Source organism: Micromonospora arida (assembly GCF_042873195.1).
Taxonomy (GTDB): Bacteria; Actinomycetota; Actinomycetes; order Mycobacteriales; family Micromonosporaceae; genus Micromonospora; species Micromonospora arida.
In genome coordinates, this window is record NZ_JBIALC010000002.1 from 408,845 (window position 1) to 426,671 (window position 17,827).

Sequence of the window (17,827 nt, forward strand, 5' to 3'; positions counted from 1 at the left end):
ACAGATGTTCGGCTCTGTTTAATCGTGAGAGATTATGATGGAATGGGTTGACGGTGGCGACGGCGAGAGCGCCGGCCACCGCCCTAGTGTGATCACCGAAGGGCCACGTCCCGGGCGGGCCAGGCAGGAGGCAACGACGTGAAACTGCTCGTCACCGGGGGCGCCGGCTTCATCGGGAGCGTGGTGACCCGGATGCTGCTGGACGCGGGTCACCAGGTGGTCATCCTGGACGACCTGCGCACCGGCCACCGCGAGGCCCTCGCCCCGGACGCCACCCACGTGGAGGCGTCCATCCACGACGCCGCCCAGGTCGTCACCCCGGACGCCGGGTTCGATGGAGTGCTGCACTTCGCCGCCCTGATCGCCGCCGGCGAGTCGATGGTCAAGCCGGAGCTGTACTGGCACAACAACACCATCGGCACGCTCGCCCTGATCGACGCGGTGCGGGCCGCCGGCGTGCCCCGGATGGTCTTCTCCTCCACCGCCGCCGTCTACGGCAACCCCACCGAGCTGCCCATCACCGAAAACGCGGTCAAGGCACCCACCAACACGTACGGCGCCACCAAACTCGCCGTCGACATGGCACTCACCTCCGAGGCGATCGCGCACGGCCTGGCCGCCGTGTCGCTGCGCTACTTCAACGTGGCCGGTGCCCACCTCGACGGCGACGTCACGCTCGGCGAGCGGCACGACCCGGAGACGCACCTGATCCCGATCGCGCTGGACGTCGCCGCCGGCCGGCGGGAGAAGCTCCAGCTCTTCGGGGACGACTACCCCACCGTGGACGGCACCTGCGTCCGTGACTACATCCATGTCGCCGACCTGGCCCGCGCGCATCTGCTGGCGCTGGACGCGGCCACCGGCGGTCAGCACCGCATCTACAACCTGGGCAACGGCAACGGCTTCACCAACCGGCAGGTCGTCGACGTGGTCCGCGATGTCACCGGGCACCAACTGCCCGTCGAGGTCGCGCCGCGCCGCGAGGGCGACCCGGCCGAGTTGGTGGCATCGTCCGCACTGGCCCGCGACGAGTTGGGCTGGGTGCCGCAGAAGCCGACCCTGCACGACATGGTCGGGGATGCCTGGGCGTTCTACCGCACGCACATCCTGGGGCAGTCATGACCCACCCGAGCGGTGCCGTCGCCGAGCGGGCTGCGGCCGGCTTCTCCGCGCAGTTCGGTGCCGAGGCTGCCGGCCGCTGGGCGGCCCCTGGGCGGGTCAACCTGATCGGTGAGCACACCGACTACAACGAAGGCTTCGTGCTGCCGTTCGCGCTGCCGATGCGCACCGTCGTCGCGGCCGACCGGCAGGACGGTGAGCACTGGACGGCCTGGTCCGAGCTCTCCGGCGAGGCGATCACCTTCGGCGCGGACGACGTCGCCGAGCCGGGTCGGGTCACCGGCTGGGGCGCGTACGTCGCGGGTGTGGTCTGGGCGCTGCGCGAGGCCGGTCACCCGGTGCCGGGCGCCCGGCTGGCGATCGCCTCCGACGTGCCGCTGGGCGCCGGGCTCTCCTCCTCGGCCGCGCTGGAGTCGGCCGTGCTGGCTGCCCTGCTCGACCTCGGCGAGCTGGAGCTCGCCCCGGAACTGCAACCCCGGCTGGCGCAACGGGCGGAGAACGTCTACGTGGGCGCGCCGACCGGGATCATGGACCAGTCCGCGGCCATCCGTTGCCGCGCTGGGCACGCACTCTTCCTGGACTGTCGCGACGAGTCGGTCGAGCACATCCCGTTCGACCTGGACGCCGACGGGCTGGCTGTGCTGGTCATCGACAGCCGGGCACCGCACCGCCACGCCGACGGGGAGTACGCGGCCCGCCGTCGCTCCTGCGAGGCCGGGGCCAGTGCGCTCGGTGTCACCGCCCTGCGCGACGTGGGCATCGACCAACTCGACGCCGCACTGGCGCGGCTCGACGACGAGGAGACCCGGCGACGGGTCCGGCACGTGGTGACCGAGGACCAGCGCGTACTGGACACGGTGGCGCTGCTCCGCGCCGCCCGGGTCCGCGACATCGGCCCGCTGCTGACCGCCTCCCACGTCTCGATGCGCGACGACTTCGAGATCACCGTGCCGGAGATCGACACCGCGGTCGAGGCAGCGTTGGCGGCCGGCGCGCTGGGCGCTCGGATGACCGGCGGCGGCTTCGGCGGCTGCGTGCTCGCGCTGATCGAGGCCGACCGTGCCGACGCGGTAGCCGCCGCCGTGACCGACGCGTACGCGCAACGAGGTTTCACCGCCCCCGGCACCGTGACGGTCCTCCCCTCCCCCGGCGCCACCCGCCTGCCCTAACCCCGCCCCACCCCGCGCCGGCCCCACCCCCACCCCGCCCTCACCGGCCCCTGCCCTCACCGCCCGCCCCCGGCTCCAGCCCCGCTCCAGCCCCGCTCCAGCCGGTGATCAAGAGATCTGCGTCAATTCAAGCTCGAATCCTGACGCAACCCTCTTGATCACCCGCCACAGGTAGGGGGTCGGCGGGGCACAGGGCCGGGCGGGAGCAGGGGGCCGGCAGGAGCAGGGCGCCGGCGGGGCGCCGGACGGGAGGCGGGGCGCCGGACGGGAGGCGGGGATGGAGATCGTGCTTGTTCATGGAAGTAGTGGCCTCGCCCGCCGGGCGAGGCCACTACTTCCTGGATCGAGCGCGATCTTGCAGGCGGGTGAGCCGGCGGGCGAGCAGGGGCAGGGGCCGGCGCGCGGGCAGGGGACGGCGGGCGAGCCGGTGGGTTGGGGTTAGCTGGCTTCGACGATCATGGCGGCGCCTACCGTGCGGTTGGTCGCCTCGTCGATGATGACGAAGCCGCCGGTGGTGCGGTTACGGCGGTACTCGTCGGCCAGCAGCGGCACCGTCGTGCGCAGTCGCACCCGGCCGATCTCGTTGAGCCGTAGTTCGTCGGCGGACTCGTCGCGGTGCAGGGAGTTGATGTCCAGCCGGTAGTGCAGCCCGCGCACGATCGCCCGTGCCGACCGGGTGGTGTGCTTGATCGCGTACCGGCCGCCGACCCGCAGCGGGGCCGTCTCGTCCATCCAGCAGACCATCGCCTCGATGTCCTGGGCCACCGCTGGCGCGTTGTTCGGCCGGCAGATCAGGTCACCCCGCGAGATGTCGATCTCGTCGGCCAGTCGTACCGTCACCGACATCGGCGGGAACGCCTCCGGGACCGGCCCGTCGGCGGTCTCCACGGCGGCGATCCGGCTGGTGAAGCCGGACGGCAGCACCATCACCTCGTCACCCGGCTTCAGCACGCCGGAGGCGACCTGGCCGGCGTAGCCGCGGTAGTCGGTGACCGTGGTGGACTGTGGGCGGATCACGTACTGGACCGGGAACCGGACGTCGACCAGGTTGCGGTCGCTGGCGATGTGCACCCGCTCCAGGTGGTGCAGCAGCGACGGGCCCTCGTACCAGGGCATGTTGTCCGACCGGGTGACGATGTTGTCGCCGCGCAACGCGGAGACCGGCACCACGGTCAGGTCCGGTACGTCGAGCTTCGCCGCGAACGCGGTGAACTCGTCGGCGATCCGCTCGTAGACCTCCTGCGACCAGTCGACCAGGTCCATCTTGTTGACACAGAGGACCAGGTGCGGCACCCGCAGCAGGGAGCAGAGGAACGCGTGCCGGCGGGACTGCTCGACGAGGCCCTTGCGCGCGTCCACCAGGATCAACGCCAGGTCCGCGGTCGACGCCCCGGTGACCATGTTGCGGGTGTACTGGATGTGGCCTGGGGTGTCGGCGATGATGAACTTGCGCCGGGGGGTGGCGAAGTACCGGTACGCCACGTCGATGGTGATGCCCTGCTCCCGCTCGGCACGCAGACCGTCGGTGAGCAACGCCAGGTTGGTGTATTCGTCACCGCGGGCCGCGCTGACCGCCTCCACGGCGGCCAACTGGTCGGTGAAGAGCGACTTGGTGTCGTAGAGCAGCCGCCCGATCAGGGTCGACTTCCCGTCGTCCACGCTGCCGGCGGTGGCGAACCGCAGCAGGTCCATCGGCCGGGCCTCCGGCCCTGCCCCGGTGACAGCCCGGGCCTCCGCATTCTCGGACGCCACGATCTCGGTGCTCATCAGAAGTAGCCCTCCCGCTTGCGGTCCTCCATGGCGGCCTCGCTGACCCGGTCGTCACCACGGGTGGCGCCGCGCTCGGTGATCCGGGTGGCCGCCACCTCCTCGATGACCTTCTCCACGGTGTCCGCGTCGGAACGGACCGCGGCGGTGCAGGATGCGTCGCCGACGGTGCGGTAGCGCACCTGCGCCTTGAACCGCTCCTCACCCGCGCGGGGGCGGAAGAACTCGTTGACGGCGTAGAACATGCCGTCCCGCTCGATCACCTCGCGCTCGTGCGCGTAGTAGATCGACGGCAGCGGGATGCGCTCCCGGGCGATGTAGTGCCAGACGTCCAGCTCGGTCCAGTTGGACAGCGGGAAGACCCGGATCGACTCACCCGGGTGGTGCCGGCCGTTGTACAGCGACCACAGCTCCGGTCGCTGGTTCTTCGGGTCCCACTGACCGAACTCGTCGCGGAAGCTGAACACCCGCTCCTTCGCCCGGGCCTTTTCCTCGTCCCGGCGGGCGCCACCGAACAGCGCGTCGAAGCGGTGCTTCTCCACCGCGTCCAGCAGCACCGGTGTCTGGATCCGGTTGCGCATGCCGTCACCGGACTCCCGGACCATGCCGCTGGCCAGGGCCTCCGGCACGCTCGCCACCACGAGTTGCAACCCCAGCTCGGCGACCCGTTGGTCGCGGTATTCCAGGACCTCGGGGAAGTTGTGCCCGGTGTCGACGTGCATGACCGGGAAGGGGACGTTGGCCGGGGCGAACGCCTTCTGCGCGAGCCGCAGCATGACGATCGAGTCCTTGCCACCGGAGAAGAGCATCACCGGGCGTTCCATCTCGGCGACCACCTCGCGCATCACGAAGATGCTCTCCGCTTCCAAGGCGTCCAGGTGGGAGACCTGGTACGCCGCGGGGGTGGTCATGACACCGGCTCGATTCGCTCGCTCATCCGATTTCCAGACCTTTCCGGTCGGGCATGTCAAGAAAGTTCGCTCAGGCTACCCGGAATGTTTCTGCAGCGCTGCAAGCAACCGGGTGGCGAGATCCTTGCGGCAGACCAGGAGGTCGGGCAGCCGCGGATCCGCCTCGTTGTATTTCAGCGCAGAACCGTCGATCCGGGAAGCGTGCAGTCCGGTGGCCGTCGCCACAGCGATCGGGGCCGCCGAGTCCCACTCGTACTGCCCACCTGCGTGGATGTACGCGTCCACCTCGCCGGTGACCACGGCGGCGATTTTCGCTCCGGCCGAGCCCATCGGCACCAGGTGCGCCCCGACGTCCTCGGCCAGATCGGTCAGGAAGACCGGCGGCCGGCTCCGGCTCGCGGCCAGGCGGATCTTCCGCTCGCCGGCCGTCGCCGCCTCCACGGTCATCGGCGGGTACGCCGGCGGGTAGTCAGTGCCCAGCACCCGGTGCTGCGCCGGCAACCCCACCGCCCCGGCGACCAGCCCGTGCGGGCTCGGCGCGTTACGCGCCCAGAGCGCCACGTGCACCGCCCAGTCCGAGCGGCCCTCCTCGGAGAACTCCCGGGTGCCGTCCAACGGGTCGACGATCCACACCCGGTCCGCGTTCAACCGCGACACCGCTCCGGTGTTCACCTCCGCGGCCCAGGCCAACCGCGACCCCTCGTCCTCCTCGGAGAGCACCGCGTCACCCGGACGCCACTTCGCCAACTCCGTGCGGATCAGGTCGTGCGACACCTTGTCCCCGGCCGACTTCAGCGCGCCGGCGTCGGCGAAACCCATCTCTGTGCGCAGGTCGAGCAGCGCCTGCCCGGCTCGGGACGCCAACCATCGGGCGAACGCGCCATCGATCATCGGAGGACTGCTCATCTGTCCGCTCCCGTCGCCTCGCCGCGCCGCCCGCACGGGCCGATCCGCCGCGACTCGCGTCGCCGGTCGCGGCACGCTGAAAGGCGCAGACTACCGGCCCGCCGTTTCCGGCTCGGGTACGCCCCGCCCGGCTCAGCCGCCGTGGTAGAGGTTCTGGGTCGGCTCCACGCCCTTGGTGATCACCGACTCCACCACGTCGGCGGCCCGGTCCACCAGGAAATCCAGCTCCTTGCGCTCGGCCGCGCCAAAATCCGACAGCACGTAATCCGCCGGATCCTGCCGCCCCGGCGGTCGGCCAACGCCGAACCGCACCCGGGCGTAGTCCTTGGTCCCCAACGACTTCGACATCGAACGCAGGCCGTTGTGCCCGCCCTCGCCGCCGCCGAACTTGACCCGCACCTGGCCGAAGCCGATGTCCAGCTCGTCATGCACCGCGATCACCTGCGCGGTGGGCACCTTGTAGAACTGCGCCAATGCCGCTACCGGCCCGCCGGAGAGGTTCATGTACGTCAGTGGCTTGACCAGCACCAGCTTCGGGCCACCGAACCCCAGCCGCGCCTCGGCCACCTCGGCCACCGCCCGCTTGTGCCGGCCGAAACGCGCACTCACCCGCCCGGCCAGCAGATCGGCCACCATGAACCCGACGTTGTGCCGGTTGCCGGCGTACTCCCGACCCGGGTTTCCCAGGCCGACCACCAGCCACGGCCCCGCCTCGTCCGTCACGACCCGTCCCTTCCGACGCCCATCCCACCGACTCCCGATATGCCGACAGGCGCCCCCGAACATCCGGGGACGCCTGTCGCACAGTACGAACCGATCAGGCCTCGGTGCGCGCCTCGGTCGTCTCGGCGCCCTCGGCCGGGGCGGCGTCCGCGCCCTCGGAGCCCTCGGTGGTCTCGCCGACCTCGGCCTCGGCCTCGTCGGTGGCAACCTCGACCTCGGGCAGCGTCGCCTCGAGCTGCTCGGCGGTCGGGGCGGCGGTCACCGACGCGACGGTCAGCTCCGAGTCGACGGCCAGCTCGACGCCGGTCGGCAGCTCGACATCACCGGCGGTCACCAGGGTGCCCGCCTCCAGGCCCTCGATCGACGCCTCGAGGTGGTCCGGAACCTTGGTGGCGTCCGCGGTCACCGAGAGGGTGTCGTGGTCGTGCACGATCAGGGTGTCCCGGGCGGCCTCGCCGGTCAGCTGGACCGGGACCTCGACGGTGACCTTCTCGCCCCGGCGGACCAGGATCAGGTCGACGTGCTCGAAGGTGTCGCGGATCGGGTCACGCTGGATCGCCTTCGGCAGCGCCAGCACCTGGGTGCCGTCGGCGATGTCGATCGCGAAGAGCTGGTTGGCACCGCCCTTGCGGATCGCGGCGGCGAACTCCCGCGACGGCAGCGCGATGTGCTTGGGCTTCTCGCCGTGGCCGTACAGCACGGCGGGCACCTTGCCGGCCCGGCGGGTACGGCGGGCACCACCCTTGCCGAACTCGGTACGGGGCTCGGCGCTGATCTTTACCTCGGACACGGGGAAACTCCTGATGCTTTTCGCTGCGGCGGCTTGTCGTCTAACGGTGCTGGGGCGAGGGGCTCGCTGGGGCTCATGCGTCATGAACGACTGCCCGGAGCACCGCGTCGATGACGGTGCCTCCGTGCGGCGCTTTTCAGCGGCCCGCCGGGCACCCTCGCCGTGGCAACCGCACCAGTCTACCCGAGCTGTTTCCAGGGTTTCCGGCAGTCCCCGATCACGGCTCGTGACCGGCGCGTGGGTGGTGCTCCCACCCTGCGTGCCGGCCCCGTTTCCACCAGTTTGCCAGCCCTGCTCCCGCCAGCGTGTCGAGTGGCGGAAACGGGGCTCAGGATCAGCTCAGGCCACCGAAGAGGGTGGTCACCGAGCCGTCGTCGAAGACCTCCCGGATCGCCCGCGCCAGCAGCGGCGCGATCGACAGCACGGTGAGCTTGTCCAGCTGCTTCTCCGGCGGGAGCGGCAGCGTGTTCGTCACCACGATCTCGCTGATCGAGCTGTTCTTCAGCCGCTCGGTGGCCGGGTCGGACAGCAACGCGTGGGTGGACGCGACCACGATCTCCGCCGCGCCCGACTCCTTGAGGATGTCGGCGGCCTTGGCGATGGTGCCCCCGGTGTCGATCATGTCGTCGACGATCAGGCAGACCCGGCCCTCCACCTCGCCGACCACCCGGTTCGCCACGACCTGGTTCGGCTTCATCGGGTCACGGGTCTTGTGGATGAACGCCAGCGGGCAGCCGCCCAACCGGTCGGTCCACCGCTCGGCCACCCGCACCCGGCCCGAATCCGGTGCCACCACGGTCATCGGCCGGCCGGCGTACTTGTGCTCCACGTACTCGGCCAGGATGTCCATCGCGAAGAGGTGGTCCACCGGGCCGTCGAAGAAGCCCTGGATCTGCGCGGTGTGCAGGTCGACGGTGAGGATGCGGTTCGCGCCGGCGGTCTTCAGCAGGTCCGCCACCAGGCGGGCCGAGATCGGCTCCCGGCCACGGTGCTTCTTGTCCTGGCGGGCGTACGGGTAGAACGGCAGCACCACGGTGATCCGCTTCGCCGACCCCCGCTTCAGCGCGTCCACCATGATCAGGGTCTCCATGACCCAGGTGTTCACCCCGTGCGTGACGGACTGCACCACGAAGGCGTCCGAACCACGTACCGAGTCCTTGAACCGTACGAAGAGCTCGCCGTTGGCGAACTCGTACGCGTCGGCTGGCGTCGGCGCGACGCCGAGCACCTCGCCGATCTCCTTGGCCAACTCCGGAAAGCCACGTCCGGAAAAGAGCATCAGGCTTTTGCGGTTTTCGGCGACGATGCTGCCCATGGGCCCGTCTGCTCCCGTTATGTCGGCGGTACCCGACCCGGTGGTGGTGGGTCAGGGACTATTCGGTTGCAGTATCTCCCGCGCCGGATGCGCCGCCCAGCGTCTCGGTCGCCCCGTGGATTGCCTCACTGTGGCTTGCGGCACCGGTCGTACCGGACGCACCCTTCGCGTCGCCGGCCGGCTGCGCATCCTTCGCGTCGCGGGCCCGCTGCGCCGCCTCCGCCGCGGCGGTGCCGGCGCGCCGCTTGACGACCCAGCCCTCGATGTTGCGCTGGCGGGCCCGGGCGACGCCCATCGCCCCGGCCGGCACGTCGTCGACGATCACCGAACCGGCCGCCGTGTACGCCCCGTCGCCCACTTCGACCGGTGCCACGAACATGTTGTCCGCACCGGTCCGCGCGTGGCTGCCGATCACCGTGCGGTGCTTGTTGACCCCGTCGTAGTTCACGAAGACCGACGCGGCGCCGATGTTGGTCTGCTCGCCGATCGTCGCGTCGCCGACGTACGTCAGGTGCGGCACCTTCGCGCCGGCGCCGATCTGCGAGTTCTTCACCTCGACGAAGGTGCCGACCTTCGCCTTCTCGGCCAACTGGGCGGCCGGCCGCAGGTACGCGTACGGCCCGACGGTCGCGCCCGCGCCCACCTCGGCGCCGACGGCGTGGCTGCGGATCACCGACGCGGCGGGGCCGACGATCGTGTCGATCAGGGTGACGTCCGGCCCGATCAGCGCGCCCGCGCCGACCACCGTGCCGCCGCGCAACTGGGTGTTCTGGTCGACCACCGCGTCCCGGTCCAGCGCGACAGTCACGTCGATCCAGGTGGTGGCGGGGTCGAGCAGGCTCACCCCGGTGCGCATCCACACCTCGTTGATCCGGTCGCGCAGCAGCCGACGCAACGTGGCCAGCTCCACCCGGTCGTTGCAGCCCAACGTCTCGACGTGGTCCACGGCGACGTGCACCGCCACCGGCTCGCCGACGGAACGGAGCAGACCGAAGACGTCGGTCAGGTACTCCTCGCCCTGGTCGTTGTCGGTGGAGAGCTTGCCCAGCGCCTCGCGCAGCCGCACCGCGTCGAACGCGTAGATGCCGGCGTTGATCTCCCGGATCGCGCGCTGCGTCGTGTCGGCGTCACGCTCCTCGACGATCTGCTCCAGGCGGCCGTCGGCGTCCCGCACGATCCGCCCGAGGCCGGTCGGGTCGGGCACCTCGGCGGCCAGCACGGTGGCCGCCGCGGCGGCCTCCTCGTGCGCGGTCACCAGTGCGCCCACCGTCTCGGGTCGCAGCAGGGGCACGTCACCGTTGATCACCACGACCGTTCCGGCACCGTCCGGTACGGCCTCCAGCGCGATCCGTACGGCATGCCCGGTGCCGAGCTGCTCGGCCTGGAGCACCGGAGTGGCGTCCGGGGCGACCTCGGACAGGTGCGCCCGCACCTGGTCGGCGCCGTGCCCCACCACGACGACGGTGCGGTCCGCGCCCAACGGGGCGGCGGCGCTCAGCACGTGACCGAGGAGCGTCCGACCGAGCAGGGGGTGCAGCACCTTGGGCAGCGTCGACTTCATCCGCTTGCCCTCACCGGCGGCAAGTACGACGACGGTACGGAGGTGGGGCTGGGGCACGACGTGGCTCCCGTCGGGACGGCGGACACTCTCGCGGCCATGCTAGCCGCGGGGCCCGGCACGTTTCCCTCTTACCCCCACCGGACCCTAAAACGGGCGTAGGTGGGCAGCTCGGCCGCCAGGGTTCGAACCTGAAATACGGGTACCAAAGACCCGGGTGTTGCCAATTACACCACGGCCGATCAGCGACGCTGAGCACGTCGCAGGAGGGATGGACCATCCCGCCGCTACACCTTAGCGCCCCGGCCGCCGGACGCCAGCGCTCATCCCGCCGCACGGCGAGCGGTCGATGCCGTCGACTGTCCGGGTGTGGTCGGCCGGCACCTCGGCCGCCCGCTTCCCGGGCCGGCCAGGCACCTGCCACCGTGCCGACTGACCTGCGACTTCGAGCAGTTACGCGAAGGCGATTCGAAACTTCCCCGTGCGATCTACGGGGCCGTAAGTTACGGTGACGTAGGCGTAAGTTAGTGATCGTTACCATCCCCCTGCGAGGTCCCATGTCCACTGCTCTGCTCGATTCCAACACCGCCGGCCCCGGCCCCAAACCACTCACCGACGGCAGCCAGTCCCCCGGCATCCTGGCCGCCCTCTGGGCCTTCGTGGTGATCCCCTTCGTCGCCCTGCTGGTCGCCGTGCCGGTGGCGTGGGGCGGCTGGCTGGGATGGACCGACGTGATCATCGGCCTGGTCTGGTACGTCGTCTCCGGGCTCGGCATCACCGTCGGCTTCCACCGCTACTTCACGCACGGCTCGTTCAAGGCCAAGCGGTGGCTGCGGGTGACTCTGGCGGTCGCGGGTTCGCTGGCGGTGCAGGGCGAGATCATTCAGTGGGTCGCCGACCACCGGCGCCACCACGCGTTCTCCGACCTGGAGGGTGACCCGCACTCGCCGTGGCGCTTCGGCACCAGCTTCTGGGCGTTGACCCGGGGCCTGTTCCACGCACACGTGGGCTGGCTGTTCCGCCGGGAGCTGTCCAACCGCCAGCGTTTCGCACCGGACCTCATCGCCGACCGGGACATCAGCCGGGTCGACCGGCTCTTCCCCGCGCTGGTGGCCATCTCGCTGCTCGGCCCGGCACTGATCGGCGGCCTGGTGACCTGGTCCTGGCAGGGTGCGCTGACGGCGTTCTTCTGGGCCGGGCTGGTCCGGATCGGCCTCCTGCACCACGTCACGTGGGCGATCAACTCGGTGTGCCACGTCTACGGCGAGCGTCCGTTCGCGATGCGCCAGGGCGACCGTGCGTCGAACTTCTGGCCGCTGGCGATCCTGTCCTTCGGCGAGAGCTGGCACAACCTGCACCACGCCGACCCGACCAGCGCCCGGCACGGCGTGCTGCGCGGTCAGGTGGACATCTCCGCCAGGGTGATCTGGTTGTTCGAGAAGACCGGCGCGGCAACGCAGGTGCGCTGGCCAAAGCCCGAGCGCCTCGCCGCCAAGCTGGTGAAGCCGGTCGCACCGCGCTGAAACCGGGCGGTGCCCGACGATGCCGCCTGGCAGGATGGCCGGATGACCGAGCCATGCGGGGGGACCGGGCGGCTCGTCGGACGGGGGGCCGAGCCCGATCCGGGTACGGTCGAACGGCGCGTCAGGGCGGTCGGACCGCCCGACAGTGAGGCGACGACGTGAACGGGCACAGCGGAGGAACCATTCCACGGCAGGGCGTCACCGAGCGCCAGCGAGGCGGCGACATGCCTGAGGTCAGCGACGAGGCGGCGGCAGCCGTCGGCGGCCGGCGGGCGACGCCGGCGGCGGCACCGAAAGCCAAAGCTCCCTCCCGGGTCCGCATGTCGGCGGCCCAACGCCGGGAGCAGTTGATCGCGACCGGCCGGCAACTCTTCGCCGAACGCGGTTTCGACGCCACCTCCATCGAGGAGGTGGCGTCCCGCGCCAAAGTCTCCAAGCCGGTGGTCTACGAGCACTTCGGCGGCAAGGAAGGGCTCTACGCGGTCGTGGTGGACCGGGAGGTCCGGGCTCTGCTCGATCGGATCACCACGGCGTTGACCGCCGGGCACCCGAGGGAGTTGCTGGAGCAGGCGGCGCTGGCCCTGCTGGGCTACATCGAAGAGGAGACCAGCGGCTTCCGCGTGCTGGTCCGCGAGTCGCCGCTGATGTCCGCGACGGGCACCTTCAGCAGCATCATGAACGACGTCGCACACCAGGTCGAGCACATCCTGGGTGCCGAGTTCAAGAGCCGGGGGTACGACCCGAAGCTGGCCGAGCTGTACTCACAGGCGCTGGTGGGCATGGTTGCGCTGACCGGCAGCTGGTGGCTGGAGGTGCGAAAGCCGCGCAAGGAGACGGTGGCGGCGCACCTCGTCAACCTGGCCTGGAACGGGTTGTCGCACCTGGAGGCCAAGCCGACGCTGATCACCGCGCGGCGCCACTGACCCCGCTCAACGGCGGTGCACGTCGGCCACCGGGTGCTTGCGGTGCTCCAGCTCCGCCTCGGCGGACTCCGGTGGGCCGATCTTGTCGTACAGACCGGTGCCGAGCAGGATCAGGCCGAACAGCATCGACACGACCACTGTCGACATCGAGAAGTTGAGGAAGTTCGCTCCGGTCTGCAGCACCGACATCATCAGGATGCTGGTCACCAGGAACACCACCCCGGCGGTGAGGTTCATGTAGTGGCCAAGGTTGGTGCGCCGCGAGGCCCCGATGATCAGGACGACCCCGAAGATCACCGAGGCGAGCGAGAAGGCCAGGTTGGTCCGGAGTCCGAGGGCCCAGGTGCTGTTGCGGGCAAAGAGCGGGTCGCCGATCGTCTCGGCGACGCCCCAGACGCCGAAGACCAGGATGTAGACCCCGATCAGCCCGGAGAGGACCCGGTAGAGCGGCCGTGCCGGATGGTTGACCGGAAAATGCGGCATAGCCCTGAACCCCATCCACCTGAGTTGACCGTTTCAGGAGGATTGTCACCCAAGGCAGAGCCGACTGTCCGAAAAACACCAATGCCGGAAGGTCCGCCGGAGGCTGGACCGGGTCAGGTTTTCGCCGGAGCCCGAGCTGCGCAGGGATCAAGCCTGACCGCCCGGAGCAGCTCGGGCTCCGGCGAAAACCCACGGCCGCAACCAAAAAAGAAAGCTCAGAGCACGAGACGAGCCTTCTGGAACGCCTCCGCCTCATCCTCCGTGCCGACCTTGCCGTACATGCCGACCATGAGCAGCACCAGGGCGGCCGTCATCACCACAACCACGGTGGTGATGCTGAAGTTGAAGATGTTGGCGTCGGTCCGGATGAACGCGAGACCGGCCAGGCTGACCACCATGAGGGTGTACGCCAGCCACTGGTTGATCGCCACGTCGATGTTGCGGCCGAGCGCGGTGCCGACCAGCACGACGATCCCGAGCAGCACGCTGAGCAGCGAGAAGCCGAGGTTGGTGCCCTGACCGAGGACCCGGGTGTCGTCCTGGGCGAGGATCTCGTTGCCGGTGCTCGCGATGATGCCGAGCACACCGAAGACGACCAGGTACAGACCGGTCAGCCCGCCGATCGCCCGGTAGATCGGCCGCGCGGGGTGGTTGACGGGGGTGTGTGCCATGTCTGTGTCTCCAACGCCGTGGGGTAGGTGTCGCCGACGATTGTCTCGCATGTGGTGGTGTGACGCCGCACACGGGGCCCGTGCCGGCGCGCCCGGCCGGTCAGCTCTCGGGCAGGTCCTCGGCGAGGGTCATCCAGCTCTCCTCGATCCGCTCCCGTTCGGCGCGCAGATCCTTGAGCTGGGTGTCCAACTCGGCGACCCGGGCGTAGTCGGTGGCGTCCGCCGCGAGCTGATCGAGCAGCGTGGTCTCGCGCTGGTCGAGCTTGCTGAGTTGCCGCTCCAGCCGGGTCAGCTCCTTACGGGCCTGACGGACCTCGGCGGCGGACATGCCACCTCCCGAGGGGGCAGCGGGCGCGGAGGTCGAGGTGACGCCCGCCCGAGGAGAGCCGGCCCGCTCGGCGGTCCGCGCGAGGTATTCGTCCACGCCGCCCGGCAGGTGCACCAGCCGACCGTCGCCGAACATCCCGTACGCCGTGTCGGTGACCCGCTCGATCAGGTACCGGTCATGGCTGGCCACGATGATCGTGCCGGGCCACGAGTCGAGCAGGTCCTCCAGCGAGGCGAGGGTGTCCGTGTCCAAGTCGTTGGTGGGCTCGTCGAAGAGCAGCACGTTGGGCTCGCCGGCCAGCAGCCGCAGCATCTGCAACCGGCGGCGCTCCCCACCGGAGAGGTCACTGACCGGGGTCCAGAGGCGGCGGTCGTCGAAGCCAAACACCTCGGCGAGCTGCGCGGCGGAGACCTCCCGGTCGCCGAGCTGAACCCGGCGGGCGACCTCCTCCACCGCCTCCAGCACCCGCAGGTGCCCGGGCAGCTCGGTGAGCTCCTGGGAGAGGAACGCGGGCCGCACTGTGGAGCCGGTGCCGAGGCGACCGCCATCGGGGCGGGTGATGCCGGCGAGCATCCGCAGCAGCGTGGTCTTGCCGGCGCCGTTGGCACCGAGGATGGCGATCCGGTCGCCGGGGCCGACCAGCCAGGAGGTGTCGCGCAGGATCTCCTTCGGGCCGGCGTGCAGCTCGACGTTCTCCAGCTCGTACACCTGTTTGCCCAGGCGGGAAACCGCCATCCGCTGCAACGACATGGTGTCGCGCGCCGGCGGCACGTCCGCGATCAACGCGTTCGCGGCGTCGATGCGGAACTGCGGCTTGGAGGTCCGCGCCGGCGGGCCACGACGCAGCCAGGCGATCTCCTTGCGGAGCAGGTTCTGCCGGCGGGCCTCGGTGGCGGCGGCGACCCGCTCGCGCTCGGCGCGGGCGAGGATCCAGGCGGCAAAGCCACCCTCGTAGGCGCGGACGGTCTGGTCGGCGACCTCCCAGGTGTTGGTGCAGACCGCGTCCAGGAACCACCGGTCGTGGGTGACCACGACCAGGGCGCCCTTGCGGCCGACCAGGTGCCGGGCCAGCCAGTCGACCCCGCCGACGTCCAGGTGGTTGGTGGGCTCGTCGAGGATGAGCAGGTCGGAGTCGCGCACGAGCAGCGCGGCGAGCGCCACCCGGCGGCGTTCGCCACCGGACATCGGGCCGACCGGCTGGTCGAGGCCGAGGTGTGGCATGCCGAGGCCGTCGAGGATGGCCCGCACCCCGGAGTCGCCGGCCCACTCGTGCTCAGCCCCCATGCCCTCGGCGAGCCAGGCGGTGCCGAGCACCACGTCCCGGACGGTGGCCTCGGGGGCGAGCGCGAGCTGCTGCGGCAGCCAGAGCACACGCAGGTCACGGCGGTGGGTCACCCGACCGTCGTCAGGGTCCTCCTGCTTGGTGAGCAGCCGCAGCAGGGTGGACTTGCCGGCGCCGTTGAGGCCGACCACGCCGATCCGGTCGGCGTCGTCCAGGCCGAGCGAGACGTCCGTGAGCAGCCGCCCGGCGGCGCCGTACCCCTTGGACACCCGGTCCAGATTGACGATGTTCGCCACATTCCACCCTTCATGATCAAGGCGTCCCGATGCCGGCGGGCACCTGGACGCCTGTCCCAAGGGTACGCGGAAGCCCCGAACGTCCGCGCCGCGCGCCAGCAGCTCCGGTGGAACGCGTCGTCAGCCGACGCGGGCGCCGGCTACCGGACCGTGCGCGACCCGCGCCTCCCGGCAGACGCCCGCAGCGGTCAGCTCCGCGGCGATCCGCTCCGCGTCGGCCGCGTTGGCGGCGAGAAACACGCAGGTCGGGCCGGAGCCGGAGACGATGCCGGTGAGCGCGCCGGCCGCCTCGCCGGCCTTCAGGGTGTCGGCCAGCGCCGGGCGCATGGCCAGGGCGGCGTCCTGGAGGTCGTTGCCGAGCGTACGGGCGAGCACCCGGGGGTCACGCTGGCGCAGCGCGCCCAGCAGGGCGTCGGTGCTGCCCAGCGGGGCGCCGGCGGCACCGGAGTCGCGGAGCCGATCCAGCTCCCGGTACGCGGTCGGGGTGGAGAGGCCGACGTCGGCGATCGCCACCACCCAGTGCCAGGAGGTGGGGCGGGCCAGCACGGGGCTGATCGCCTCACCCCGGCCGGTGCCCAGCGCGGTGCCGCCGTAGATCAGGAACGGCACGTCGGAGCCGAGGTCGGCGGCGATGCCGGCCAACTCGTCGCGGGACAGCCCGGTGCCCCAGAGTGCATCGCAGGCCACCAGCGCGGCGGCCGCGTCGGCGCTGCCACCGGCCAACCCACCGGCGAGCGGAATCTGCTTGCGCAGGTGCAGTCGGGCGTGCGGCAGCACCCCCGCGTACCCGGCGAGGGCGTGCGCGGCGCGGATCACCAGGTTGGTGTCGTCCAGGGCCAGCTCGCCGGTGCCCTCACCCTCCATGGTCAGGGCGAGGGTGTCGCCCCGGCGGGCGGTCAGCTCGTCGTAGATCGAGATGGCGTGGTAGATCGTGTTCAGCTCGTGGTAGCCGTCCCGGCGCAGCGGGCCCACCCCGAGGTGCAGGTTGATCTTCGCCGGCACCCGCACCCGCACCGGGCCGATGGCCCCGCGTCGCTCGTCGTCGTCCGGTCGCCAGGCCTCGGTCACGGGGTGACGTCCCGAAGGTGCAGGCGGATGTCGAACGGCTTGGCCACGATCAGCTCCTCGGCGTCCTCGGCGGGCACGGCGTCAGCCTACTTCCCGGCCGGCGTACCGACCGGAGCCGACGCGGCGATGGCGGCGAACTGCTCGACGGTCAGTGACTCCCCGCGGGCGCCGGGGTCGACGCCCGCGGCAGTGAGCGCCGCGGCGGCCCGGTCCGCGCCACCGGCCCAACCGGCCAACGCGGCGCGCAGCGTCTTGCGCCGCTGCGCGAACGCCGCGTCCACCACGGCGAAGACCCGCTCCCGCGGTACGTCGGCGCGGGGCGGCTCGTGGCAGGTGAAGGAGACCAGGCCGGAGTCGACGTTGGGCACCGGCCAGAACACGTTCGGCGGCACCTTGCCGGCGCCCCTGGCCTGGGCGTACCAGGCGAGCTTCACCGACGGAATGCCGTACACCTTGGAGCCGGGACCGGCGACGAGCCGGTCGGCGACCTCCTTCTGCACCATCACCAGGCCGTGTCGCAGGGTGGGCAGCACGGCGAGCAGGTGCAGCACCACGGGCACGGCGACGTTGTAGGGCAGGTTCGCCACCAACGCGGTCGGTGCCGGGTCGGCCAACTCGGCGGCTGCGATGCGCAGCGCGTCCGCGCGGTGCACGGTGAGGCGGGCGGCGTCGGCCCCGGCGTGCCGCGCGGCGGTCTCCGGTAGCGCCCCGGCGAGCACCGGGTCGATCTCCACGGCGTGCACGTGCCCGGCGACCGGCAGCAGCCCCAGGGTCAGCGAGCCGAGGCCAGGCCCCACCTCCAGGGCCACGTCGTCGGGGGTGAGGCCGGCGGCGGTCACGATCCGGCGCACGGTGTTCGGGTCGTGCACGAAGTTCTGGCCCAGCTTCTTGGTGGGCGCGACGCCCAGCCGGGCGGCGAGTTCCCGGATCTCCGCCGGGCCGAGGAGACCGGTCATGGCAGGCAGCGTAGCGACGGGGTCGGTGCCGACCGTCGG

General features: G+C 71.1%; 16 protein-coding genes and 1 tRNA gene. 4 read left to right on the forward strand and 13 right to left on the reverse strand.

Going from position 1 to position 17,827, the window contains the following annotated elements:
* The first annotated feature begins 138 nt into the window (after window positions 1-138).
* Window positions 139-1,122, forward strand: a complete 984-nt coding sequence (galE, locus tag ACFYP0_RS08510) for a UDP-glucose 4-epimerase GalE (RefSeq protein WP_355493876.1) — start codon at window positions 139-141, stop codon at window positions 1,120-1,122.
* Entirely contained in the window at window positions 1,119-2,288 is a 1,170-nt protein-coding gene (gene galK, locus ACFYP0_RS08515) for a galactokinase (RefSeq protein ID WP_355493875.1), read from the forward strand. The genes galE and galK overlap by 4 nt, the downstream gene beginning before the upstream one ends.
* Before the next feature lie 438 nt (window positions 2,289-2,726).
* On the opposite strand, the gene ACFYP0_RS08520 is transcribed toward galK, so the two are convergent.
* From ACFYP0_RS08520 to ACFYP0_RS08555, 8 genes are all read right to left on the reverse strand, one after another.
* Window positions 2,727-3,980, reverse strand: coding sequence for a sulfate adenylyltransferase subunit 1 (locus ACFYP0_RS08520; RefSeq protein ID WP_124863102.1), 1,254 nt, complete (start codon window positions 3,978-3,980; stop codon window positions 2,727-2,729).
* Between the two features lie 74 nt (window positions 3,981-4,054).
* Entirely contained in the window at window positions 4,055-4,966 is a 912-nt protein-coding gene (gene cysD / locus ACFYP0_RS08525) for a sulfate adenylyltransferase subunit CysD (protein ID WP_091394617.1), read from the reverse strand.
* A gap of 75 nt (window positions 4,967-5,041) precedes the next feature.
* Window positions 5,042-5,872 carry a 3'(2'),5'-bisphosphate nucleotidase CysQ gene (locus tag ACFYP0_RS08530; RefSeq protein ID WP_091394622.1) on the reverse strand — a complete coding sequence of 277 codons (831 nt, stop codon included), beginning with the start codon at window positions 5,870-5,872 and terminating at the stop codon, window positions 5,042-5,044.
* Window positions 5,873-6,004: 132 nt separating this feature from the next.
* Window positions 6,005-6,595 (reverse strand): aminoacyl-tRNA hydrolase, encoded by a 591-nt coding sequence (pth, locus tag ACFYP0_RS08535; protein WP_356977885.1) that lies wholly within the window; start codon window positions 6,593-6,595, stop codon window positions 6,005-6,007.
* Window positions 6,596-6,689: 94 nt separating this feature from the next.
* A complete protein-coding gene (locus ACFYP0_RS08540) occupies window positions 6,690-7,385 on the reverse strand; it encodes a 50S ribosomal protein L25/general stress protein Ctc (RefSeq protein WP_355574848.1) in 696 nt (231 codons plus the stop codon).
* A gap of 334 nt (window positions 7,386-7,719) precedes the next feature.
* Entirely contained in the window at window positions 7,720-8,700 is a 981-nt protein-coding gene (locus ACFYP0_RS08545; RefSeq protein WP_091394633.1) for a ribose-phosphate diphosphokinase, read from the reverse strand.
* A gap of 58 nt (window positions 8,701-8,758) precedes the next feature.
* The gene (gene glmU, locus ACFYP0_RS08550; protein ID WP_386995115.1) at window positions 8,759-10,318 is read right to left on the reverse strand and encodes a bifunctional UDP-N-acetylglucosamine diphosphorylase/glucosamine-1-phosphate N-acetyltransferase GlmU; all 1,560 of its coding nucleotides are present in this window, start codon (window positions 10,316-10,318) and stop codon (window positions 8,759-8,761) included.
* A 110-nt stretch (window positions 10,319-10,428) separates the two neighbouring features.
* Window positions 10,429-10,500, reverse strand: a tRNA-Gln gene (locus ACFYP0_RS08555).
* A 315-nt stretch (window positions 10,501-10,815) separates the two neighbouring features.
* Between ACFYP0_RS08555 and ACFYP0_RS08560 the strand changes: the two genes are divergently transcribed.
* Both ACFYP0_RS08560 and ACFYP0_RS08565 read left to right on the forward strand, forming a co-directional pair.
* Entirely contained in the window at window positions 10,816-11,781 is a 966-nt protein-coding gene (locus ACFYP0_RS08560) for an acyl-CoA desaturase (RefSeq protein WP_124862952.1), read from the forward strand.
* Between the two features lie 224 nt (window positions 11,782-12,005).
* The gene (locus tag ACFYP0_RS08565; protein ID WP_356977880.1) at window positions 12,006-12,704 is read left to right on the forward strand and encodes a TetR/AcrR family transcriptional regulator; all 699 of its coding nucleotides are present in this window, start codon (window positions 12,006-12,008) and stop codon (window positions 12,702-12,704) included.
* A gap of 6 nt (window positions 12,705-12,710) precedes the next feature.
* Here the strand turns inward: ACFYP0_RS08565 and ACFYP0_RS08570 are convergent, their stop codons facing one another.
* From ACFYP0_RS08570 to rsmA, 5 genes are all read right to left on the reverse strand, one after another.
* Window positions 12,711-13,187 (reverse strand): DUF4383 domain-containing protein, encoded by a 477-nt coding sequence (locus tag ACFYP0_RS08570; RefSeq protein WP_356977878.1) that lies wholly within the window; start codon window positions 13,185-13,187, stop codon window positions 12,711-12,713.
* 215 nt (window positions 13,188-13,402) lie between these two features.
* Window positions 13,403-13,858, reverse strand: coding sequence for a DUF4383 domain-containing protein (locus tag ACFYP0_RS08575; RefSeq protein ID WP_124862961.1), 456 nt, complete (start codon window positions 13,856-13,858; stop codon window positions 13,403-13,405).
* A 100-nt stretch (window positions 13,859-13,958) separates the two neighbouring features.
* Window positions 13,959-15,764 (reverse strand): ABC-F family ATP-binding cassette domain-containing protein, encoded by a 1,806-nt coding sequence (locus ACFYP0_RS08580; protein ID WP_386995118.1) that lies wholly within the window; start codon window positions 15,762-15,764, stop codon window positions 13,959-13,961.
* Between the two features lie 120 nt (window positions 15,765-15,884).
* On the reverse strand, window positions 15,885-16,832 hold the full coding sequence (locus ACFYP0_RS08585) for a 4-(cytidine 5'-diphospho)-2-C-methyl-D-erythritol kinase (RefSeq protein WP_386995121.1): 948 nt from the start codon (window positions 16,830-16,832) through the stop codon (window positions 15,885-15,887).
* A gap of 86 nt (window positions 16,833-16,918) precedes the next feature.
* Window positions 16,919-17,788: a 16S rRNA (adenine(1518)-N(6)/adenine(1519)-N(6))-dimethyltransferase RsmA gene (gene rsmA / locus ACFYP0_RS08590; RefSeq protein ID WP_355574862.1), complete on the reverse strand. Its 870-nt coding sequence runs from the start codon at window positions 17,786-17,788 to the stop codon at window positions 16,919-16,921.
* Window positions 17,789-17,827: the final 39 nt, after the last annotated feature.